The following is a 23,113-nucleotide window of genomic DNA, read 5'->3' on the forward strand; positions in this document are numbered from 1 at the left end:
CTGCCGTGGCACGATGGTGGCATGGCACTGCTCGGACGCGTGGGGGAGGACAACCCCCCGCCCACCTCGACCGGCTGGATGAACCCCGCCCGGTCGCTGGCGATCATCGCTGTCGTGGCGATCCACGCGATCGGCGACACCGTGGAGACCCGGTACACCGATCTCGGGACGAGCGCGTGGTGGCTCGCCAATGCGATCGACTCCTCCGCCCGCTGGTCCGTTCCGGTGTTCCTCATGATCGCCGGCGCGCTCGCCCTCGATCCGGCCAAGGGCGGCCGACCACGCGAGTTCCTCCTCAAGCGGGTCTTCCGGATCGGGATCCCGCTCGTCGTGTGGACCGTGATATATGTCCTGTTCCGCCTCTACTACATGGGCGGTCGGGAGTCGGACTGGGATCCGATCCTCGCGATCGCCTCGGGCTCGCCGTTCGTCCAGCTCTACTTCCTCTACGTGCTCGCCGGGCTCACGCTCCTCACGCCGTTCATGCGGCTCCTGTCCACGCACGGCTCGCGGCGGGTCCAGTGGGGGACCGCGCTCATCCTGCTCGGGATCGGGATGGCCGACGGGATCTTCGCCTCGGCGTTCGGGGTCGGGGAGTCCAACGCGGCCACCCGCTTCCTGCCGATGATGGGCTACTACGTGCTCGGCTGGGTGCTGCGCGACTGGATCCTCACCCGCCGGCAGGCCGTGATCGCCGCACTCGTGTTCGCCTCCGGTGTGCTGTCGACCTTCCTGTGGGCGGGGTTCGGCCCGGGGGAGAAGCCGTGGAAGTTCTCCTACGAGTACCTCTCGCCCATGGTCGTGGCGATGTCGCTCGCCGCCTACCTCCTCCTCCACTTCTCCATGCGCTCGGGGTTCGGGCTCCTCACTCGCCTCTATCCGTACTCCTTCGGCGTGTTCCTCCTCCACCCGCTGCTCCTGTTCCCCATGCGCGAACTCATCGGCGGCCCGTCGAGCCTCGGCGACGTCGCGCTCCACGGCTTCGTCATGCCGATCGTCTACACCCTCGTGTGCACCGTCCTCACGATGATCGCGCTGCGGACCCCGCTCGTGCGGGCCGCATTCGGGGAGGGGCGGCCGCCGCGCCGGTGGATGCGCCGACTCGCCGCCGAGGACTCTCTCCGCGACGGCTCTCCGGGCACCGGGTCGACGGGGTCCGGCCCCTCCCACCTCGGGACGCCCGGGTGCTGAGCGCGCTCACCGGGGCGTCGGTCGCTCGCCGACCGGTCGGGGCTCCCACGCGACCTGCAGGAGCCTGCGGATCCTGTGCAGATCGTGCCGGCCGGTGCAGGAACCGCGGGGCTCGGGCTCGGTCCTGCCGGGCCGCGGGCGCCTCGGGCACGGTTCCGCCCACCGGCGGCGCACCCCGGTAGGCTGGCCGCAGGACCGCCGAACCCGTGACCGCGGGTGACCGGGAACTCGACCACCAGGAACACGGAGGAGCCATGTCCAATCTGCGCGCAGTCGTCACCGGAGCGAGCTCGGGAATCGGAGCGGCCACCGTCCGCCGCCTCCGCCGGGAGGGGTGGGACGTCGTCGCCGTCGCCCGCCGCGAGGACCGGCTCGCCGAGCTCGCGGCCGAGACCGGGGCCGAGGTCGTCGTCGCCGACATGACGAGCGACGCCGACGTCGCCCGGATGGCCGAGCAGGTCGTCGCCGGAGGCCCCGTCAACGCGCTCGTCGCGAACGCCGGGTTCGCGCTCGGCACCGACACCGTGGCCGAGGCCGACGTCGACGGCTGGCGGCGGATGTTCGACATCAACGTGCTCGGCGTGGTGCGGTGCGTCAAGGCGCTGCTGCCTGCGCTCGTCGAGTCCGGGCGCGGCGACATCGTCGTGATGTCCTCGACCGCCGGCCACCAGGCCTACGAGGGCGGCGGCGGGTACGTCGCGGCGAAGCACGGCTCGCACTCGACGGCCGCGACCCTGCGCCTCGAGCTCGCCGGGCAGCCGGTGCGGGTCATCGAGATCGCTCCCGGCATGGTCGCCACCGAGGAGTTCTCCCGCAAGCGGCTGGGATCCCAGGAGAAGGCCGACAAGGTCTACGAGGGCGTGGAGAACCCGCTCACCGCCGAGGACTGCGCCGACGCCGTCGTCTACACGCTCACCCGGCCGCACCACTTCAACGTGGACCTCATGGTCATCCGCCCGATCGCCCAGGCCGCCCAGCACAAGGTCGCCAGGCACCAGGGCCTCTGAGGCCCGCCTGGACCCCGGGGTCCCGGCCGGCCCAGCGGGCTCGAACTGCGCGGTATCCGAATCCGCGCGCGCAATTGCGCGGCAGTCGTCGGATACCGCGCAGTTCGGCAGCGGGCGCGCGGGCGCGACGGTGGACTGGACCCCGTGCGGCCGTGCGCTAGACTGAGGAACTGCGCTGATCCGGCCATCACCGGGGAGCATTCGGAAGAACAGCCGCGCGCGTCCGCCTCGGGCGTGGCGCCGCGGCCCAGTAGAACCGGACGGGTGGGCCCGTCACAGCCTGCAGGAATGAGCGATCCGCTCCCCACCGGAGCCGCGGACCGATCATCTGCCCCGACATCGGTCCGGGCAGGTCGGAGGTCCGGGCTCGACCCGGCGGGTGGGCGGATAAGCGGGGTGGTACCGCGGCAGTGATGTCGTCCTCGCACGGATCGAACCGACACACCATCGAACCGGACGAACCCCGAGGGACGCTCATGACCGAACAGCACGATTCCGCTCCGCTCTACCCGAAGAAGTCGACCTCCGCCTTCGGGCTCACCGCCTCTCCGCGGTTCCCCGCCATCGAAGCCGATGTGCTGCGGTTCTGGGAGGAGGACGGCACCTTCCAGGCCTCGATCGACAACCGGCCCGCCGGTGAGAACGGGGAGAACGAGTTCGTCTTCTACGACGGACCGCCCTTCGCCAACGGCCTGCCGCACTACGGCCACCTCCTCACCGGCTACGTCAAGGACGTCGTGCCGCGCTACCAGACCATGCGCGGCAAGCGGGTCGAGCGCCGCTTCGGCTGGGACACCCACGGACTGCCCGCCGAGCTCGAGGCGGAGCGCCAGCTCGGCATCACCGACAAGTCCCAGATCTCCGACATGGGCATCGCCGAGTTCAACGCCGCCTGCCGCGCCTCGGTCCTCAAGTACACCGACGAATGGCAGGAGTACGTCACCCGGCAGGGTCGCTGGGTCGACTTCGACAACGACTACAAGACGCTCAACGTCGAGTACATGGAGAGCGTCATCTGGGCGTTCAAACAGCTGTGGGACAAGGGCCTCGTCTACGAGGGCTACCGCGTGCTGCCCTACTGCTGGCGCGATCAGACCCCGCTGTCCAACCACGAGCTCCGGATGGACGACGACGTCTACAAGATGCGTCAGGACCCCTCGGTGACGATCGGCTACCGGCTCCTCGATCCCGTCGAGCTCGGCACCGGCCGCGCCGAGGTCGACTCCGCCGAGCAGTACGTCCTCATCTGGACGACGACCCCATGGACGGTGCCGAGCAACCAGGCCGTCGCCGCGAACCCCGAGGTCGAGTACGTCGCCGTGTTCCCCGGCGAGGACGCCGCCCCCGAGCTGCAGGGGCATGTCCTCGTCCTCGCCCGCGAGCGCCTCGCCGCCTACGCCAGCGAGCTCGGCGCCGAGCCCGAGGTCGTCGCCACCGTGCCCGGCCCCGAGCTCGCCGGCCGCCGCTACGAGCCGCCGTTCCCGTACTTCGAGGGACGCCAGGAGGAGTTCGGAGAGCGGATGCACACGATCCTCGAGGCCGACTTCGTCACCACCGAGGACGGCACCGGCATCGTCCACCAGTCGCCGGCCTTCGGTGAGGAGGACAAGGTCCTCACCGACACCTACGGCATCCGGGCGGCGCGTCCCGTCGACGACAGCGGCTGCTTCGAGCACCCCGTCGACGATTACGCCGGCCAGCAGGTGTTCGACGCGAACAAGCCGATCATCGCCGACCTCAAGCATCACACCGGTCCGCTCGCCGGGCGCAGCGCGCTGCTCGTGCGCCACGAGACCTACGAGCACTCCTACCCGCACTGCTGGCGCTGCCGCACCCCGCTGATCTACCGCGCGGTGTCGAGCTGGTTCGTCGCGGTGTCGACCTTCAAGGACCGGATGGTCGAGCTCAACGAGCAGATCACCTGGGTGCCGGAGAACGTCAAGCACGGTCAGTTCGGCAAGTGGCTGTCCAACGCCCGCGACTGGTCGATCTCCCGCAACCGCTTCTGGGGTTCGCCGATCCCGGTGTGGGTGTCCGACGACCCCGAGCACCCGCGCACCGACGTCTACGGCTCGCTCGCCGAGCTCGAGGCCGACTTCGGACGGCTGCCGCGCAACGAGGCCGGGGAGCCCGACCTCCACCGCCCGTTCATCGACGAGCTCACCCGGCCCAACCCCGACGACCCGACGGGGAGGTCGACGATGCGCCGCGTCACCGACGTCCTCGACGTGTGGTTCGACTCCGGGTCGATGAGCTACGCCCAGGTGCACTACCCGTTCGAGAACCGCGACTGGTTCGACCACCACTTCCCGGGCGACTTCATCGTCGAGTACATCGGCCAGACCCGCGGCTGGTTCTACACCCTGCACGTGCTCGCCACCGCGGTGTTCGACCGCCCGGCGTTCCTCAACTGCATCTCCCACGGGATCGTGCTCGGCTCCGACGGCCAGAAGATGTCGAAGAGCCTGCGCAACTACCCCGACGTCAACGAGGTCCTCGACCGCGACGGCTCCGACGCCATGCGCTGGTTCCTCATGTCGAGCCCGATCCTGCGCGGCGGCAACCTCGTCGTCACCGAGCAGGGCATCCGCGACGGCGTGCGCCAGGTCATCCTGCCGCTGTGGAACGCCTGGCACTTCTTCGCCACCTACGCGAACTCCGCGGACTCCGACTCGGGTGAGAAGACCGGTTACGCCGCCCGCCCCCGCTACGAGTCGACCCGGGTGCTCGACCGCTACCTGCTGGCGAAGACGCACGACTTCCTCCGCGCCTTCGAGGCCCGCATGGACACCTACGACATCTGGGGCGCCTGCGACATGGTGCGCGAGCACCTCGACATGTTCACCAACTGGTACGTGCGCCGCTCGCGGCGCCGGTTCTGGGACGGCACCCCGGACACGCGCGAGTCCTTCGACGTGTTCTACACGTGCTTCGAAGCGTTCCTCCGTGCCGCCGCCCCGCTCATCCCGTTCACCATCGAGGAGATCTACCGCGGCCTCACCGGCGAGCGCTCCGTCCACCTGCAGGACTACCCGGATGCTTCCCTGTTCACCGCCGACCCCGAGCTCGTGGCCGCGATGGACCGGACCCGGGACGTGTGCTCCACCGGTTCGAGCCTGCGGAAGGCGAACAGCCTGCGCGTGCGGCTGCCGCTGGCCGGGCTCACCGTCGCCACCGACACCGCGCTCGGCGAGGACTTCACCGCGATCATCGCCGACGAGCTCAACGTGCGGCAGGTCACCGTGCTGCCGCTCGAGAAGGCTGCGGCCGCTGGTTTCACCCTCGAGCAGAAGCTCACCGTCAACGCCCGCGCGGCCGGCCCGCGCCTGGGCAAGCAGGTGCAGCAGGCGATCAAGGGCTCGAAGACCGGCGACTGGTCGGTGGTCGACGGGGTCGTGACCGCCGGCGGCATGGAGCTCGTCGACGGCGAGTACACGCTCGAGGAGGTCGCCGACGCCGGGGGCGCCGATGCCGCGCTCGCCGCGATGGACTCCGGCTTCGTCGCCCTCGACACCGCCGTGACCCCCGAGCTCGAGGCGGAGGGTGCGGCGCGCGACACCGTGCGCGCGATCCAGAACGCCCGCAAGCAGCTCGACCTCAACGTCTCCGACCGCATCCGGGTGACGATCTCCGCCCCCGAGCCCGCGCTCGACCACCTCCGCGCCCATACCGAGCTGGTGCAGGGGGAGACGCTCACCGAGCGGCTCGAGCTCACCGCCGCACCGCTGCCGGAGTCCGAGGAGGGCGTGTTCCCGGCCGGTGAGCTCCACCCCGATGCGCGCCTGCAGGTGAGCCGCGCATGACGGATCAGCACCTCCCCGAGGAGCTTCCCGACGGTCTCCCCGGCGGCGAGCTCGCCCCGCTCCTGCCCGACGACCCGGACGCCCCTGCCGTCGAGGCGGTGACGGGGACCTCCGAGGACCGCCCGTTGCCGGCCGACGCGCGCGGCACCGCAGACCTCGCCCGCGTCTACGCCGAGCTGCTCGCGCGGGCCGGCGAGACGATGGTCGAACCGCGGCTCGACGCGACGCGCAGGGCCTGCGAGCTGCTCGGCGACGTCCACACCGCGGCGCCGGTCATCACCATCACCGGCACGAACGGCAAGTCCTCGACCGTCCGGATGGTCGATGCGCTGCTCACCGCGCACGGGTTGCGCGTGGGCCGCTTCACCAGCCCCCACCTCCACCGGGTCACCGAGCGCATCGCGGTGGATTCCGCCGAGGTGCCCGAACCGGTGTTCGTGCGCGTGCACGACGAGATCGCGCCGGTGCTCGCCGTCGTCGACGCCGAGCTCGAGGCGGCCGGCCGGGCCCGGCTGACGTACTTCGAGGCCCTCACCGTCCTCGCCCTCGCCGTGTTCGCCGACGCCCCCGTCGACGTCATGGTGCTCGAGGTCGGGATGGGCGGGGAATGGGACTCGACGAACGTCGCCGACGCCCAGGTGTGCGGGTTCACCCCCGTCGGCCTCGACCACACCGCGTTCCTCGGCCCCGATCTCACCGCGATCGCCACGACGAAGGCCGGGATCCTCGACCGCACCGTCGACCCGAGTCCGGCCCCGGACCCGGTTGCCGTGCTGGCCCGGCAGGACCCGGAGGCCGCAGCCGCCTTCACCGCGCAGATCGAGGAGCGCGGAGTGAGCGCGGCCTGGGAGGACAGCGACTTCGCCGTGATCTCCCGGCAGCAGGCCGTCGACGGCCAGCTCGTCACGCTCCGCGGCGCGTTCGGGATCTACCCGGACCTGTTCCTCCCGCTCCACGGAGCGCACCAGGTGCACAATGCCGCGCTCGCGCTCGCCATCTGCGAGCGGTTCCTGTCCGACGGGGAGAAGCCGCTCGATGCGGAGACCGTCGCCCAGGGGTTCTCCCAGGTCGATTCGCCGGGACGCGCGGAGATCCTCCGGAGCGAGCCGACGATCCTCGTCGACGGTGCGCACAACCCGGACGGCGCCCGCGTCCTCGCCGACACCATCGAGGAGGCCTTCGACTTCCGCGAGGTCGTCGCCGTGCTCGCGATGTTCGGCGACAAGGACCTCCACGGCGTGCTCGAGCACGTCCACCGCTTCGCCGACCGGGTGGTCGTCACCGAGGCCCGCTCCGAACGCGCACTGCCGCGCGAGGAGCTCGCCGCGGCGGCGGGCGAATGGTGGGACCCCGATGATGTCATCGGCGCCGAGGACATGAACGCGGCCCTCATGGAGGCGATCGACCTCGCACTCGCCGATGGCGAACCGGGAGTCGGCATCGTCGTCACCGGCTCGCTCACCACCGTCGCCGAGGCGCGCACGCTGCTCGGCCGGAAGGACGCCTCATGACCGGCGCGGCCGCCCAGAAGTCGAAGATCCCGCTGCTGTGCGCGACCGTGCTCGTTTCCGAGGTGCTCGTCATCTACTTCGCCGCGCTCGCCGGCTTCGGGCTGCGGCCCGTGCCCTTCGGCTGGGTGATCGGGGGTGCGACCGCGCTCGCGGCACTGTGCATCCTTGCGGTGGCGACCCTGCCACGGCGTCGCGGACAGCGCAGCGCGGGGATCGCGCTCGGCTGGCTCGCGCAGATCCTCATCCTCGCCGCCGGATTCGTCATGACCTCGCTGTTCTTCGTCGGGGCCGTGTTCGGGGTGATGTGGGCGGTCGCCGTCTACTGGGGGCGGCGGATGGATCGCGAGCTCACCGCCTGGGGCCGCTGAGCGCCGGCGCGGCCCCGGTGCGCCCGACCGGGACCGTCTCGCCCGGTGCACCGGCCCGAGGCCGTCTCGCCCGGTGCGCCGGGCCCTGCATGTCCTAGACTGATCGCGGCGCCGCACACCGGCCGCCGCCTGCGAAACCGAGATCCCTGAAGGAGAACCCCTCGTGACCGAACGCACTCTCGTGCTCGTCAAGCCCGACGGCGTCGAACGCGGACTGATCGGAGCGATCATCGCCCGCATCGAGACCAAGGGCTACACCGTCGAACGCCTCGAGCTCCTCCGGGCCACCCCCGAACAGCTCGCCGCGCACTACGCCGAGCACGAGGGCAAGCCCTTCTACCCGCCGCTCGTCGAGTTCATGTCGGAGGGGCCGCTCGTCGCGCTCGTCGCATCCGGCCACGGGGTCATCCAGGGCTTCCGCTCGCTCGCCGGGACCACCGACCCGACGACTGCGGCCCCGGGCACCATCCGCGGCGACCTCGGCCGCGACTGGGGGCTGAACGTGCAGAAGAACCTCGTCCACGGCTCCGACTCCGAGGAATCCGCCGCGCGCGAGATCGCGATCTGGTTCCCCGAGGGCTGAGACGCCCACCGGCCGGCTCCCACTCATGGGCCGGCCCCGCGCCGGACTGCGCGGTATCCCACGAACTGCGCGGAATTGCGCGGTTTCTGCGGGATACCGCGCAGTTCGCGTCCGAGGCGTCCGATCCGTAGACCGGCCGGTGCCCGGGTGGGAAGCTCGAGGAACCGGAATGGCCCCCGGTCGATCTCCGGGCCGCGCGAGGAGGGCCACCGCCGACCCGTCGCGCACATTCCAGCCGATGGAAGCAGGCGCGGTCATGACGAGCGCAACCGAGATCCCCGACACCGGACGACGCACACCGACACCCGAGCGGCCACCCGTGCGACGGCGCGCACCGTTCGTCGAGTGGATCACCTCGACGGACCACAAGACCATCGGGTACATGTACCTCATCGCGTCCTTCACGTTCTTCTGCATCGGCGGCGTCATGGCGCTGCTCATCCGGCTCGAGCTGTTCGAGCCCGGGATGCAGATCATCGAGACGAAGGAGCAGTACAACCAGCTGTTCACCATGCACGGCACGATCATGCTGCTGATGTTCGCCACCCCTCTCTTCGCGGGCTTCGCCAATGTCATCATGCCGCTGCAGATCGGCGCGCCGGACGTCGCGTTCCCGCGCCTCAACGCCTTCGCGTTCTGGCTCTTCCTGTTCGGCAGCCTCATCGCGATCGCCGGCTTCCTCACCCCGCAGGGTTCTGCCTCGTTCGGCTGGACCGCCTACGCCCCGCTCAGCAACACGACCTTCACCCCCGGGCTCGGCGGACACCTGTGGGCGATGGGCCTGGCGTTCCAGGGCTTCGGCACCATCCTCGGCTCGGTGAACTTCATCACCACGATCATCACCATGCGGGCTCCGGGCATGACGATGTTCCGGATGCCGATCTTCACCTGGAACGTGCTCCCTACCGGCATGCTCGTCCTCATTTCCTTCCCGCCGCTCGCGGTGGCGCTGCTGGGCCTGGCGGCGGGCCGGATCGCCGGAGCGCATCTCTTCAGCCCCGAGAACGGTGGGCCGATCCTCTGGCAGCACCTGTTCTGGTTCTTCGGCCACCCCGAGGTGTACGTCATCGCACTGCCGTTCTTCGGCATCGTGTCGGAGATCTTCCCGGCCTTCAGCCGCAAGCCGATCTTCGGGTACAAGGGCCTCGTCTACGCGACGATCGCGATCGCCGCGCTGTCCGTCACCGTGTGGGCCCACCACATGTACGTCACCGGTGCGGTCCTCCTCCCGTTCTTCGCGTTCATGACGATGCTCATCGCGGTGCCGACGGGTGTGAAGATCTACAACTGGATCGGCACGATGTGGCGCGGTTCCCTGACCTTCGAGACTCCGATGCTCTGGTCCCTCGGGTTCCTCGTGTCGTTCGTGTTCGGCGGGCTGACCGGGGTCATCCTCGCCAGCCCGGTCCTCGATCAGCAGGTGTCCGACTCGTACTTCGTCGTCGCCCACTTCCACTACGTCATCTTCGGCACCGTGGTGTTCGCGATGTTCGCCGGGTTCTACTTCTGGTGGCCGAAGTGGACGGGCCGGATGCTCAACGAGTCGCTCGGCACGATCCACTTCTGGCTGCTGTTCATCGGCTTCCACATGACGTTCCTCATCCAGCACTGGATGGGTGCCGATGGCATGCCGCGCCGGTACGCGGACTTCCTGCCGCAGGACGGCTGGACGTGGATGAACCAGATCTCCACCGTAGGTTCGCTGATCCTGGGCCTGTCGATGATCCCGTTCTTCTGGAACGTCTGGGTCACCGCCCGCAAGGCACCGAAGGTCACGGTGAACGACCCGTGGGGCTACGGCTCCTCCCTCGAGTGGGCGACCTCGTGCCCGCCGCCGCGCCACAACTTCACCTCGCTGCCCCGGATCCGCTCCGAGCGCCCTGCGTTCGACGCGAACCACCCGGAGCTGCTCGAGCTCCTGGAGCTCTCCCGTCAGCCGACGAGCGAGCCGAAGAACACCCAGAAGCGGAACACGATGGACGCATAGACGAGGATCAGCCAGAGCACGGCGATGATGAGCGCGGTGCCGGCGATCGCCCGCACGACCCCGTTGTCGCGCAGCCCGGCGCCGAGGTTCCCGGCGATGACGTTGTAACCGGTGACCACGCAGAACGGCGGGATCGTCACGGTCCACACCACGATGCACCACGGGCAGCCGATCCCGATGACGAAGATCGAGGAGTAGTAGAGGTACATCACGAGCACGGTGCCGGCGAGCAGGCCGAGATTCAGGCCGACCATCACCCAGCCGGGGACCCGGGTGCGGGTGATGAGGAGGACACCGAGCAGGAGCGGGAAGATGAACGCCGCGATCCCGAGGAACTGATTGGGGAACCCGAAGATCTGCGACTGCTCGAACGCCATGACGCTGCCGCAGGAGAAGAACGGATTGAAGTCGCACGACAGCGTCGCCGAGGGGTTCTCGAGCAGCCGGACCTTGTCGATCGAGAGTTCGAAGGACGCGAGGAAGCCGATGACCGAGCTCACGACGAGGAATATCCCGAGCTTGACCTCGTCCATGAACCAGGGCCCCCCGGAACGCGCCCCGGGGTCGAGGTGTCCTTCGCCGTCGTCGAACCGGGTGCCGTCGGACCCGGAATCGCCGAACTCCGCGTCGTCGTGCTCGTGGTCGGTGGTGGAAGAATGCGATGCGCTCACCCCGCCAGAATGCACCTGCTCGGTGCGCGGGCACAAGCGCGGGCATGCGGCACCCGCCGTCCCGCGGCCCGTTCGACGGTCTGCCGGGGCGCCTGTGACATAATGTTCATGGCGACCCGCCATTCACACCAAGCGGGTCTCCCGCTTCCACCGAGCCTGGCTCTCCCGCCGGCAGGTAACAAGACGAAGCGGCATGGGCCTGGCCACCGCGCCGACACTATCGCGCGAGCCGCCCCTGTACGCCACAGGTTTTTGGATCCGGGTACGCACCCGGACACCGGTCGAACCGCAGCGCAGGCGAGTCGGTGTGCCGCCCGCCGCTCGGTGCTAGGAGCAGTGCACCATGACGAACACCCCAGAGGACCAGCAGGATCCCACCGCCGGGATCCTCGCGGATCTCGAGAACCTCCGCGCAGAGCACGAATCCCGGACGGACGGATCCGGTCAGGTCGATGAGGACACCCGCGCCCGCCTCGACTCACTGGCCGATGCGGCCGGTTCGCTCCGCGAGCCCGCCGCACCGCCGGTGCGCCGCGACTCCGGGAACCCGGACGAGGCCGAGGCGCCCCGCGCCGCCCGGGACGAGTCGGCACCGCGCTCGGCGCGTTCCGCCGTCGCCAACCGCGGACTGATCTTCGAGTCCGCCGTGAGCGGTGCGGACGAGTCCGACGACCATGACGATCCCGCCCCCGTACAGGCCGCCGCCCCCGCGCAGGTGGACCTCCGCAATCCCTTCGCCTTCAACCAGGCGTTCTCCGCCCCTGAGGAGCCGGTGACCTTCGAAGCCGCCCCGATCCCCACCGGCGGAGGACTGCTGTTCCAGCCGCCCCATCCCGAGCTCGCCGAGCAGGTCGACTCGGAGTGGGACGAGGACGACGTGGACGAGTTCGACGACGACTCCGCGGACGACGACACCGACAATCGTGACGACTCCGAGGATTCCGACGACTCCGGGGACGCGGGCGACAGCGACGACGACCGCGGCCGCCGCGACGGCCGCCGCTCGCGCTCCCGCGGATCCGGTCGCCGCTCCCGCCGGCGTTCGGGCGACTCGGGGAACGAGGATTCCGGCGACGGCGATTCCGCTGACGACTCCCGGGACGATGCCCGCGACACCGACGACTCCGACGACGACTCGGACGACTCCGACTCCCAGCCGCGCCGCCGTCGGCGCGGCGGTCGCGGCCGGCGGTCGCGCAACCGCGACCAGCAGGACGACTCCGACGCGTCGAACGGGCAGGACTCCGAAGACGACTCGGAAGACACCGACGACTCCGGTAGCGGTGGCTCGAACCGGTCCCGCCGCCGCTCCGGACGCGGTTCGGGCCGCGGTTCGCAGCAGGACCAGGATCGCAGGGGCGGCCAGGACGATTCCGGCCGCGGCGACGACTCCGCCGACGATGACTCCGAGGACGGCTCGAACGGCCGTCGGCGCCGCCGCACCCGCAGCCGCAGGCCCGCGGGCGGAGGGTCCGACGACAGCCAGGTCACCGGTCTCAAGGGCTCGACCCGGCTCGAGGCCAAGCGCCAGCGGCGGCGCGAGGGACGCGAGGCCGGTCGCCGCCGGCCCGTCATCACCGAGGCGGAGTTCCTCGCCCGCCGCGAATCCGTCGAGCGCACCATGCTCGTGCGCGAGACCGATGGCCGCACACAGCTCGTCGTGCTCGAGGACGGCATCGCCGTCGAGCACTACCTCAGCGAGGCGAAGGCCCACGCCTCGATCATCGGCAACGTTTACCTCGGCAAGGTGCAGAACGTGCTCCCGAGCATGGAGGCCGCGTTCGTCGACATCGGCAAGGGCCGCAACGCGGTCCTCTACGCCGGGGAGGTCAACTGGGACGTCCTCGGGATGGAGGGCAAGCCGCGCCGCATCGAGGTCGCGCTCAACCCCGGGGATCCCGTGCTCGTCCAGGTCACCAAGGACCCGATCGGCCACAAGGGCGCCCGGCTCACCAGCCAGGTCTCGCTGCCCGGTCGCTTCCTCGTCTACGTGCCCGGCAATTCGATGACCGGGATCTCGCGCAAGCTGCCCGATACCGAGCGCCAGCGGCTCAAGAAGGTGCTCAAGGAGCTCGTGCCCGGCTCGTCCGGCGTCATCGTCCGCACCGCCGCCGAGGGCGCCTCGGAGTCGGAGCTCGGGCGCGACGTCGAACGGCTGTCGAAGCGCTGGGAGTCGATCGAGAAGAAGTCGAAGTCGACCAAGGTGCAGGCCCCGCAGCTGCTCTACAGCGAGCCCGACATGACCGTCCGGATCATCCGCGACGTGTTCAACGAGGACTTCTCCGCCCTCGTCGTCGACGGCGACAAGGTGTGGGAGACCATCCGCGAGTACGTCGAGGCCGTCGCGCCCGACCTCCTCGACCGGGTGAGCCGGTACGAGGCGGACGGCGACATCTTCGAGCACTACCGGGTGGCCGAGCAGATCGAGAAGGCGCTCGATCGCAAGGTCAACCTGCCCTCGGGCGGCTCCCTCGTCATCGACCGCACCGAGGCGATGACGGTCATCGACGTCAACACGGGCAAGTTCACCGGCTCCGGGGGCAACCTCGAGGAGACGGTGACGAAGAACAACCTCGAGGCGGCCGAAGAGGTCATCCGCCAGCTGCGGCTGCGCGACATCGGCGGCATCATCGTCGTCGACTTCATCGACATGGTCCTCGAGTCGAACCGCGACCTCGTGGTCCGGCGCCTCATCGAGTGCCTGGGCCGGGACCGCACCAAGCACCAGGTCGCCGAGGTGACCTCGCTCGGACTCGTGCAGATGACCCGCAAGAGGATCGGCACCGGCCTGGCCGAGTCGCTCGCCCAGGCGGGCGAGGACTTCACCGGGCGCGGCCTGCTGCTCCCGGGCACCGAGCCGGAGCAATCCGGGCGCGGCCAGTCGCAGGGCCGTTCCTCGCGCCGCCGGAAGGGGCAGGACTCCGCCAAGGACTCCCGCCAGGACCAGAGGCGGAACGACTCCGAGCCGATCGACGAGGAGAAGCAGGACGCCTCGCGCTCAGCGGTCGCCGCGATCGCCAAGGCCACCCTCAAGAAGGACGAGGACGCGGCGGAGGCCTCGGCCGCGGACGCCGAGGAGGTGCCCGGGGACGGGACCGCGGCCGGGACACCCGCAGCGGACGAGTCCGGCGAGGGATCCCGCACGGGCGGGTCGGGTGATCCCGATCCCGGCTCGGACGGCTCCGAGGAGAAGACCGCGGGTCGCCGCTCGAGCCGCCGCGGCCGTGGCCGGGGGAGCAGGCGGGGCGGCGCACAGAGCGACGACTCCCGGAGCGAGGACACCCGGAGCGAGGACGCACCCGCGACCGCGGTGCAGTCCGAGCCCGCACGGTCCGACTCCGGCACCGAGGACTCCCAGCCTGCCGACTCCGGGGCAACCGGCACCGTGCCCGGAACTGCGCCTGCCGAGGACGCCGAGCCGGCGGAGCCGAAGCGCGCCGCCCGGAAGCCGCGTGCCAAGCGCACACCGACGAAGCCCACCGGCCCGGCGCCGCTGATGATCGGCGCGGACAGCGCGACCCGTGTCCAGCAGGCGCCGCAGGTGCAGGAGAAGCCGGAGCCGGCACCGCAGGCATCGGAGTCGAAGCCGGTCGAGAAGCCGGCGGACACCAAGCCGGCGGAGACGAAGCCTGCGGAGACGAAGGCGGCGCTGCCGGTGCTCATGATCGGCATGGACGGCTGAGCGCGCGACGCGGCTGAGATCAGCCGGATTCGGAGCGCACAGGACGTGCCAGCGGCGGCCGGGGACCTTGGGTCCCCGGCCGCCGTTGTCGTCCGTCCGACCTGGGCCGAGGCTGGGCCGAAAGGAGTGTGGTGCGCGTCACCTGCTGTGACCGAGGTAACAGTTGAGTAACCAAACCGGGCGCCACCCTGTCCTGGCTTGATCCAGGTCACATTCTCGTGGAGTTTAGTGTTCCATGAGTAGAACATCGATACAGGCTGACATCCTTGCGACCGAACTGTCCCCGATCGAGCAGCAGGTCGACTCGATCCTGTCCCCGTTCGTCACCGCATTCTCGAACATCATCTTCTTCCCGATCACCATCGGCGGCGTGAGCTTCCCGATCGTCGTCGCCTGGCTCATCATCGGCGCCCTGGTGTTCACGATCTACACGGGGTTCATCCAGTTCCGCGGCTTCGGCGTCGCGCTCGAGGTGGTGCGCGGCAAGTACTCCTCGAAGGACGACCCGGGTGAGGTCACCCACTTCCAGGCCCTGTCCTCGGCGCTGTCCGGCACCGTCGGCCTCGGCAACATCGCCGGCGTCGGCGCCGCGATCGCCATGGGCGGCCCCGGCGCGACCTTCTGGATGATCGTCGCCGGTCTGCTCGGCATGGCGACGAAGTTCGTCGAGTGCACACTCGGCGTCAAGTACCGCACCATCGACTCCGACGGCGTCGTCCACGGCGGTCCCTTCAAGTACCTGCCCGTCGCCTTCCGCAAGTTCTCCACCCCGGTCGCCACCGTGCTCACCGGCGTGTTCGCCATCGCCATCCTCCTCTTCGGCGTCGCCGGCGGCGGCATGTTCCAGGCCAACCAGACCTTCGCGCAGCTGAAGAACGTCACCGGCGGCAGCGAGGGCGTGCTCGGCGGCCAGTGGGCCGGCCTCATCGTCGGCATCATCATCGCCGTCCTCGTCGGCCTCGTCATCATCGGCGGCATCAAGTCGATCGGCCGGGTCACCGACAAGCTCGTCCCGGGCATGGGCATCCTCTACGTCGTGTCCTGCCTCATCGTGCTCATCGGCAACTTCGGTCACATCCCGGCGGCCTTCGGCGAGATCGTCTCCGGCGCCTTCAGCCCGCAGGGCATCGCCGGCGGCTTCCTCGGCGTCATGATCGTCGGCTTCCAGCGTGCGGCCTTCTCCAATGAGGCCGGCATCGGCTCGGCTCCGATCGCCCACTCGGCGGTGAAGACCCGTCGTCCGGTCTCCGAGGGCTTCGTCGCCCTGCTCGAGCCCTTCATCGACACCGTCGTCGTGTGTACCATGACCGCGCTGACGATCATCATCGCCGACCAGGCCTCCTACTCGCAGGCGCAGCAGGACTACGCCGCGGAGGGTGTGTCGCCCGACGGCGTCACGCTGGTCTCCGACGCGTTCACCACGATCGCCGGCTGGTGGCCCATCCTGCTCGCGATCGCCGTCACCCTGTTCGCCTTCTCCACCCTCATCACCTGGGCGTACTACGGCGAGAAGGCATGGCACTACCTGTTCGGCCGCCGCAAGGCCACGGACATCGTGTTCCGCCTCATCCTCATGGCGTTCATCATCATCGGCTGTGTCGCGACCTTCGGCCAGGTCATCAACTTCGCCGATGCCGCGCTGTTCATGTGCGCCTTCATTAACATCCTCGGCCTGTACATGCTCATGCCGGTCGTCAAGCGCGAGATGAAGAAGTACCTCGAGGACCGCAGGGCGGGCACCCTGCACGAGCTCGGTGCCGAGGACGAGCAGGAGCTCGTCGAGATCCGTCAGGAGCAGGGCAACCTGTGATCGCGCGGAAGCTCTGCCCTAGCTGAGCTGCACCTGCGGAGGCCGGAACCCCTGGGGTTCCGGCCTCCGTCGTGCGCGCACCGGATCGCCCCGCCGTCCGACTAAGCTGGGAGCATGGCAGAGCAGTCCTCCTCATCCGCAGCGCCCCATTTCGTCACCGACATGACCGGGCCCCTCCACCGGCTCGCACAGGCGCTCGGCGTCCAGCCCGAGTACCGCTCCGCCGAGGGCGAGACCGTGCAGATCCCCGACCGCACGCTCGCCGCCGTGCTCACCGCGCTCGGTGCGCGCTGCGAGACGCGTGCGCAGGTCGAGGACGGGCTCCGTGCCCTCGACGACGCGCGCTTCGCGCGGCCCCTGCCGGCGTTCGCCCACCAGTTCGCCGGAGACTCCGCGCGGATCCCGTTCACCCTGCCGGAGGGGGAGCGCTTCGGCCTGTCGCTCATGACCGAGTCCGGTACCCGCGTCCCGCTCACCGAGGTTGGGCCGGTGACGGAGACGCGCACCGTGATGACCGAGGGCGCGCCGGTGCTGCGACAGGTGCGCACGGTGGCGATCCCCGCCGACCTGCCGCTCGGCGAGCACACGATCACCCTGACGAGCGGTCACCGCGCGGACACCATGCCGTTCATCGTCGCTCCGCGCACCGTCCCCACCGTCGAGGACGTCACCGCCGCCGCGATGGCGGCATCCGACAGCCACCGTCGTCCCTGGGGGATCACCGTGCAGCTCTACTCGCTGCGCTCGCGCATCTCGTGGGGGACCGGCGATTTCGGCGACCTCCGCGACCTCATGGCGATCAGTGCCGAACAGGGCGCGGACTTCGTGCTCATCAACCCCATCCATGCGCAGGCGCCGGTGCCGCCGGTGGAGAACTCCCCGTACCTCCCGTCGAGCCGCCAGGCGATCGACCCGATCTACATCCGGATCGAGGACGTCCCCGAGGCCGCCTACATCGACACCGACCAGCGGCTGGCGATCCAGTCGCTCGCCCGGCGCTGGGGGAAGCCGGCGATCACCGCCGATCCGATCGACCGCGACCGGATCATCGCGGACAAGATCGCCGCCCTCGAGCTCCTCTACAAGGTCCCCGTGGGCGCCGCCCGTCGGGCGAAGTTCCGCCGTTTCGTCGAGCGCGCACCGCAGGGGATGCGCGACTGGGCGGTCTTCAACGCGATCTACCGCCACGCGAGCAGCGGCGGGGCGAAGGCGAAGCGCGCCGCGAAGTCCCTGCAGAAGGACAGCGCACGCTCCGGGAAGGACACGGTGCGCATCCTCGCCACCGGCGTCGCCTGGCCGCAGGAGATGACCGGTCCGCGCGCCGAGGCGGTGCGCGAGTTCGAGGCCGAGCACGCCGGGGACATCGAGTTCTGGATGTGGACGCAGTTCATCGCCGCCGAGCAGCTGCGCCGGGCCCAGCGCACCGCGCGCGAGCTCGGGATGCGGATCGGTCTCGTCACCGACCTCGCCGTCGGCGTGTCCGCGGGCGGGGCCGACTCCTGGACCCTCGACGCGTTCCTCGCCACCGATGCCACCGTCGGTGCGCCCGCCGACTTCTACAACCAGCAGGGCCAGGACTGGTCGCAGCCGCCGTGGCACCCTCGGCGTCTCGCCGACGCCGGCTACGCCCCGCTGCGCGACCTGTTCCGCACCGCCTTCACCGGTGCCGGCGGCATCCGCATCGACCACATCATGGGCCTGTTCCGACTGTGGTGGGTGCCGCGCGGCAACGCTGCCAAGGACGGCGCCTACGTCTCCTACGACTCCGAGGCGATCCTCGCCGTGCTCGCGCTCGAGGCGCACCGGGCCGGCGTGCTCGTCATCGGCGAGGACCTCGGCACCGTCGGCCCCGGGGTGCGCGAGCGGCTCACGGAGCTGGGGGTGCTCGGCACCTCGGTGCTGTGGTTCGAGCAGACCGAGTCCGGACTCACCGACCCCCGGGATTACCGCTCGCTCAGCCTGGCAACCCTCAACACCCACGACATGCATCCGACCGCCGGGTACCTCAACCTCGCCGACATCGAGCTGTCCGAGGAGCTCGGGCTGCTCGATGCCGACCCCCGCGAGGTCTACACCGGGGAGCGCAGCAACCGGCAGGACGCCCTCAAGACCATCGCGGAGGCCGGCGACCTCGAGCCGACCGACACCATGGTGGGCACGATCGACGACGTGTGGCCGGTGACGGTGGGCCTCCACGCCTACCTCGCCCGCACCTCGGCCCAGCTCGTCGGGGTCGCGCTCGCCGATGTCGTGGGGGAGACGCGGGCGCAGAACAAACCGGGCACCTCCGAGGAGTACCCCAACTGGACGCTGCCGCTCACCGACGGCACCGGCGCGCCGGTGGTGCTCGACGACCTCGACGGCGGGGACCGGCTGCCGGTCATCGCCCGGATCATGAACGCCTCCGCCCACGAGGTCGCCGCGGACCGGCCGGTGGCCCCCGCTACCATGGACGAGGAGCGGCCTGTCGGACCCGAGCCCGCAGCCGTCGCGGAGTCCGGGACGCGGCCGTCGGACGCCGCCACCACCGCACCCGACACCGAGGACGACGATGAGCGCTGAGATCCCCGCCGAGCTCGCCCGCCTGCGCGGCAGCATCGACAACGTCGACGCCGCCCTCCTCCACATCCTCGCCGAGCGCTTCAAGCTCACCGAGCGGGTGGGCGAGCTCAAGGCGCGCCACGACCTGCCCGCCGCCGACCCGGCCCGGGAGTCACGGCAGGTCGAGCGGCTGCGTCGGCTCGCCGCGGAGGCCAACCTCGACCCCGAGTTCGCGGAGAAGTTCCTCGCGTTCATCGTCGCCGAGGTGATCCGCCATCACGAGCGGATCGCCGAAGAGCACCGCGACGGGCGCTGAGACCGCCGCCGCGCCCGCTGTGCGATTTGTCCCCGGGGTCGGAACGACGGTACGATGGTGCGTCGGTGCACAAGCGCCACGGTGGGTTCTTCCTTCCAATGGGCAGCGCGGATCATGGGCAGGCGCCCGGGTCCCGTTCGGCCAAGGGAGAGCTGCCGTCACAGCAGACGTGAGCAGCCCGGAGCTGTCCGCGCAGAACACATGAGAAGAGGTTCGACATGGTCTACGCCATCGTCCGTGCCGGCGGCCATCAGGAGAAGGTCAGCGTCGGCGACATCATCACTGTCAACCGTATGAAGGCGGCCGCAGGCGACACCGTCGAGCTCGCCGCTGTTCTGCACGTGGACGGCGACACCGTCATCCATGACGCGGACAAGCTCGCCCAGGTGAAGGTCTCCGCCGAGGTCGTCGACGAGCTCCGCGGTCCGAAGATCGTGATCCAGAAGTACAAGAACAAGACCGGGTACAAGAAGCGGCAGGGCCATCGTCAGGACCTCACCCGCCTCAAGATCACCGACATCAAGTAAGACCGACACCGACTTTTCTTTCGCAGGAGAATAACCATGGCAACTAAAAAGGGAGCGAGCTCGACTCGCAACGGTCGTGACTCCAACGCCAAGCGCCTCGGAGTGAAGCGCTTCGGCGGCCAGGTCGTCAGCGCCGGTGAGATCCTCGTCCGGCAGCGCGGCACCCGTTTCCACCCCGGTCAGAACGTCGGCCGCGGCGGCGACGACACCCTCTTCGCCCTCGCGGCGGGCACCGTGGAGTTCGGTGCCAAGAGCGGCCGCAAGGTCGTCAACATCATCGCCGGCTGAGACGCCGAGCGACCGGCAGCACCGGTCGGCTCGCGGGCACGCGCCCGCTGAGCACGTTCCGCACGTGGATGGGGTGAGCCCGCTGGGCTCGCCCCATTCCCGTACCCGCACCCTCCGAACGCAAAGGACGGCCATGGCCACGGAGTTCATCGATCGCGTCACCCTGCACGTCTCCGCAGGCGACGGCGGCAACGGCTGCGCCTCGATCCGCCGGGAGAAGTTCAAGCCGCTCGGCGGCCCGGACGGTGCGAACGGGGGCGACGGCGGCGACGTGGTGCTCCTCGTCGACGACCAGACGACCACCCTGCTGCCCTACCACCGCAGCCCGCACCGCTCCGCCCCCAACGGCGGGATCGGCAAGGGCGATCTGCGCCACGGCGCCGACGGCGAGACCCTGGTGCTCCCGGTGCCGGTGGGCACCGTGGTCAAGAGCACCGCCGGCGAGGTCATCGCCGACCTCGTCGAGCCCGGCACGGAGTTCGTCGCCGCCGCCGGTGGGCGCGGGGGGCTCGGCAACGCCGCCCTCGCCTCGACCAAGCGCAAGGCCCCGGGATTCGCCCTCCTCGGCGAGCCCGGCGAGACCCGCGACCTCGTGCTCGAGCTCAAGTCCGTCGCGGACATCGCGCTCATCGGCTTCCCGTCGGCCGGGAAGTCGAGCCTCATCGCCGCGCTGTCCGCCGCCCGACCCAAGATCGCGGAGTACCCGTTCACCACGCTCGTCCCCAACCTCGGCGTCGTCGAGGCCGGGGACGTCCGCTTCACCGTCGCCGACGTCCCGGGACTCATCCCGGGCGCATCCGAGGGCCGCGGCCTGGGACTCGAGTTCCTCCGCCACGTCGAGCGCTGCGCCGCACTCGTCCACGTCATCGACATGGCGACGTGGGAGCCCGGCCGCGACCCGGTGTCCGACCTCGCGACGATCGAGGCCGAGCTCGCGCAGTACGCCGTCGACATCGCCCATGACGGCGGCGACCTGCTCCCGCTCACCGAGCGCCCCACCCTCGTCGCGCTCAACAAGATCGACATCCCCGACGGGCAGGACCTCGCCGATATCGTCCGCGCCGACCTCGAGGCCGCCGGCTACCGCGTGTTCGACGTGTCCGCCGTGTCCCACCGCGGCCTGCGCGAGCTGTCCTTCGCGATGGCCGAGCTCGTCGCCGCCGAGCGCGCCCGCCGCGAGGCCGAGCCCGCCGTGCCCGAACGGATCGTCATCCGGCCCCGGGCCGTCGACGACGCCGGCTTCCGCGTGACGGTCGAGGAGACCGCCGACGGGCCGGTGTTCCGGATCCTCGGCGACAAGCCCGAGCGCTGGATCGTGCAGACCGACTTCGCCAACGACGAGGCCGTCGGCTACCTCGGCGACCGGCTCGAGCGGCTCGGCGTCGAGGAGGAGCTGTTCAAGGCCGGTGCCGTGCCGGGCTCCACCGTGGTCATCGGGCCCGGGGCCGGTGTCGTCTTCGACTGGGACCCGACGATGGTCGGCGGGGCGGAGCTGCTCGGCCAGCGCGGGACCGACCTGCGCCTCGAGGAGACCGGGCGCGCCTCCCGCAAGGAGCGCAAGGCCGCCTTCCACGAGCGGATGGATGCCAAGGCCGAGGCGCGCGCCGAGCTCGAGGCCGAGCGCCTCGCGGAGAAGCGCGCCCGGGAGTCCGGCGCGTGACCGCTCCGGCCGGGGCGGGGGCCGATCTCGCCGCAGTGCGTACGGCGGTGTCCGGCGCCAAGCGGGTCGTTGTCAAGATCGGCTCGTCCTCGCTCACCTCCGTGGCCGGCGGGCTCGACCACGCCCACCTGCACGCGCTCACTGCGGCACTCGCCGCCCACCGCGCCGCTGGGCACGAGGTCATCCTCGTGTCCTCCGGCGCGATCGCCGCCGGGCTCGAGCCGATGGGGATCTCCCGGCGCCCCAAGGACCTCGCCACCCAGCAGGCCGCGGCGGGCGTGGGCCAGAGCCTCCTCATGGCCGCCTACACCCATGCCCTGGCCGGGCACGGGGTGGTCCCCGGCCAGGTGCTGCTCACCGCTGACGACCTCATCCGACGCTCCCACTACCGCAACGCGCAGCGCGCCGTGGACCGGCTGCTGGCGCTGGGCATCATGCCGATCGTCAACGAGAACGACACCGTCGCCACGCGGGAGATCCGGTTCGGCGACAACGACCGGCTCGCCGCGCTCGTCGCCCACCTCGCCCACGCCGACGCGCTCGTCCTGCTCTCCGACGTCGATGCTCTCTACACCGCGCCGCCCGGCACCCCCGGGGCCGTCCACGTGCCCTTCGTCGCCGGATCCGACGACCTCGCGGCGGTGGGGATCGGCGGGGTCGGCGAGGCCGGCGTCGGGACCGGCGGCATGCTCACCAAGGTCCAGGCCGCGACGATGGCCGCCGACTCCGGCATCCCCACCGTGCTGACCTCGGCCCCGCAGGTCGGTGCGGCGCTCGCCGGGGCGGACCTCGGCACGTACTTCGGGGTCACCCACCGGCGGCGCCAGACCCGCCTGCTGTGGCTCGCCCACCTCGCGGAGACCCACGGCTCCGTCCACGTCGACGCCGGGGCGGCGCGCGCGCTGCTGCGGCGCGGCACCTCGCTGCTGGCCGCCGGAGTGACCGCGGTGAGCGGCGAGTTCGAGGCAGGGGACCCTGTCGACGTGCGCGATCCGGCCGGGGACCTCATCGCGCGCGGGATGGTGAATTTCGCCTCCCACGAGCTGCCGGGCATGTTCGGGATGTCGATCGACGCACTTGGCGACAGGTTCGGCGGCGACTACCGTAAAGAGGTCATCCATCGCAACGACCTCGTCCTCACGGATGCGGTGTTCTAGGAAAGCAACAC

At 70.4% G+C, this 23,113-nt stretch carries 16 protein-coding genes; 15 read left to right on the top strand and 1 reads right to left on the bottom strand.

The window, feature by feature from the left end; all coding sequences use genetic code 11:
• Nucleotides 1-21: 21 nt before the first annotated feature.
• The 7 genes from AB0I45_RS09370 to ctaD all read left to right on the top strand — a co-directional run bounded on the left by AB0I45_RS09370 (nucleotide 22) and on the right by ctaD (nucleotide 10,450).
• Nucleotides 22-1,191: an acyltransferase family protein gene (locus AB0I45_RS09370; protein ID WP_295690134.1), complete on the top strand. Its 1,170-nt coding sequence runs from the start codon at nucleotides 22-24 to the stop codon at nucleotides 1,189-1,191.
• Nucleotides 1,192-1,445: 254 nt separating this feature from the next.
• The gene (locus tag AB0I45_RS09375; protein WP_295690132.1) at nucleotides 1,446-2,198 is read left to right on the top strand and encodes an SDR family oxidoreductase; all 753 of its coding nucleotides are present in this window, start codon (nucleotides 1,446-1,448) and stop codon (nucleotides 2,196-2,198) included.
• A gap of 476 nt (nucleotides 2,199-2,674) precedes the next feature.
• Nucleotides 2,675-6,001 (top strand): isoleucine--tRNA ligase, encoded by a 3,327-nt coding sequence (gene ileS, locus AB0I45_RS09380; RefSeq protein ID WP_295690130.1) that lies wholly within the window; start codon nucleotides 2,675-2,677, stop codon nucleotides 5,999-6,001.
• Nucleotides 5,998-7,512, top strand: a complete 1,515-nt coding sequence (locus tag AB0I45_RS09385) for a folylpolyglutamate synthase/dihydrofolate synthase family protein (RefSeq protein ID WP_295690129.1) — start codon at nucleotides 5,998-6,000, stop codon at nucleotides 7,510-7,512. Before ileS ends, AB0I45_RS09385 begins: the two co-directional genes overlap by 4 nt.
• Nucleotides 7,509-7,880 (top strand): DUF4233 domain-containing protein, encoded by a 372-nt coding sequence (locus AB0I45_RS09390; protein ID WP_137319459.1) that lies wholly within the window; start codon nucleotides 7,509-7,511, stop codon nucleotides 7,878-7,880. Before AB0I45_RS09385 ends, AB0I45_RS09390 begins: the two co-directional genes overlap by 4 nt.
• 163 nt (nucleotides 7,881-8,043) lie before the next feature.
• Nucleotides 8,044-8,463: a nucleoside-diphosphate kinase gene (ndk, locus tag AB0I45_RS09395; protein WP_137319460.1), complete on the top strand. Its 420-nt coding sequence runs from the start codon at nucleotides 8,044-8,046 to the stop codon at nucleotides 8,461-8,463.
• A 256-nt stretch (nucleotides 8,464-8,719) separates the two neighbouring features.
• Entirely contained in the window at nucleotides 8,720-10,450 is a 1,731-nt protein-coding gene (gene ctaD, locus AB0I45_RS09400; protein ID WP_295690127.1) for a cytochrome c oxidase subunit I, read from the top strand.
• Here ctaD and AB0I45_RS09405 read toward each other — a convergent pair.
• Entirely contained in the window at nucleotides 10,396-11,121 is a 726-nt protein-coding gene (locus AB0I45_RS09405) for a vitamin K epoxide reductase family protein (protein WP_360317915.1), read from the bottom strand. The two genes, ctaD and AB0I45_RS09405, sit on opposite strands and share 55 nt — an antisense overlap.
• Nucleotides 11,122-11,464: 343 nt before the next feature.
• On the opposite strand from AB0I45_RS09405, the gene AB0I45_RS09410 reads away from it, so the two are divergent.
• The 8 genes from AB0I45_RS09410 to proB all read left to right on the top strand — a co-directional run bounded on the left by AB0I45_RS09410 (nucleotide 11,465) and on the right by proB (nucleotide 23,102).
• Nucleotides 11,465-14,803, top strand: a complete 3,339-nt coding sequence (locus AB0I45_RS09410) for an Rne/Rng family ribonuclease (RefSeq protein ID WP_345031336.1) — start codon at nucleotides 11,465-11,467, stop codon at nucleotides 14,801-14,803.
• A gap of 235 nt (nucleotides 14,804-15,038) precedes the next feature.
• Nucleotides 15,039-16,613, top strand: a complete 1,575-nt coding sequence (locus AB0I45_RS09415; protein WP_295688697.1) for an alanine/glycine:cation symporter family protein — start codon at nucleotides 15,039-15,041, stop codon at nucleotides 16,611-16,613.
• A gap of 114 nt (nucleotides 16,614-16,727) precedes the next feature.
• Complete coding sequence (gene malQ, locus AB0I45_RS09420) at nucleotides 16,728-19,175, top strand: 4-alpha-glucanotransferase (RefSeq protein WP_295688696.1); 2,448 nt, start codon at nucleotides 16,728-16,730, stop codon at nucleotides 19,173-19,175.
• Nucleotides 19,165-19,470 (top strand): chorismate mutase, encoded by a 306-nt coding sequence (locus AB0I45_RS09425; RefSeq protein ID WP_137319465.1) that lies wholly within the window; start codon nucleotides 19,165-19,167, stop codon nucleotides 19,468-19,470. The genes malQ and AB0I45_RS09425 overlap by 11 nt, the downstream gene beginning before the upstream one ends.
• 218 nt (nucleotides 19,471-19,688) lie before the next feature.
• The gene (gene rplU / locus AB0I45_RS09430; RefSeq protein WP_295688694.1) at nucleotides 19,689-19,997 is read left to right on the top strand and encodes a 50S ribosomal protein L21; all 309 of its coding nucleotides are present in this window, start codon (nucleotides 19,689-19,691) and stop codon (nucleotides 19,995-19,997) included.
• A 36-nt stretch (nucleotides 19,998-20,033) separates the two neighbouring features.
• The gene (rpmA, locus tag AB0I45_RS09435; protein ID WP_137319467.1) at nucleotides 20,034-20,285 is read left to right on the top strand and encodes a 50S ribosomal protein L27; all 252 of its coding nucleotides are present in this window, start codon (nucleotides 20,034-20,036) and stop codon (nucleotides 20,283-20,285) included.
• 133 nt (nucleotides 20,286-20,418) lie between these two features.
• Entirely contained in the window at nucleotides 20,419-21,945 is a 1,527-nt protein-coding gene (gene obgE / locus AB0I45_RS09440) for a GTPase ObgE (RefSeq protein WP_295688693.1), read from the top strand.
• Entirely contained in the window at nucleotides 21,942-23,102 is a 1,161-nt protein-coding gene (proB, locus tag AB0I45_RS09445; RefSeq protein ID WP_295688692.1) for a glutamate 5-kinase, read from the top strand. Before obgE ends, proB begins: the two co-directional genes overlap by 4 nt.
• Nucleotides 23,103-23,113 lie beyond the last annotated feature (11 nt).

Origin of the sequence: Brevibacterium sp. NPDC049920, from assembly GCF_040656435.1 — a bacterium.
GTDB lineage: Bacteria > Actinomycetota > Actinomycetes > Actinomycetales > Brevibacteriaceae > Brevibacterium > Brevibacterium pityocampae.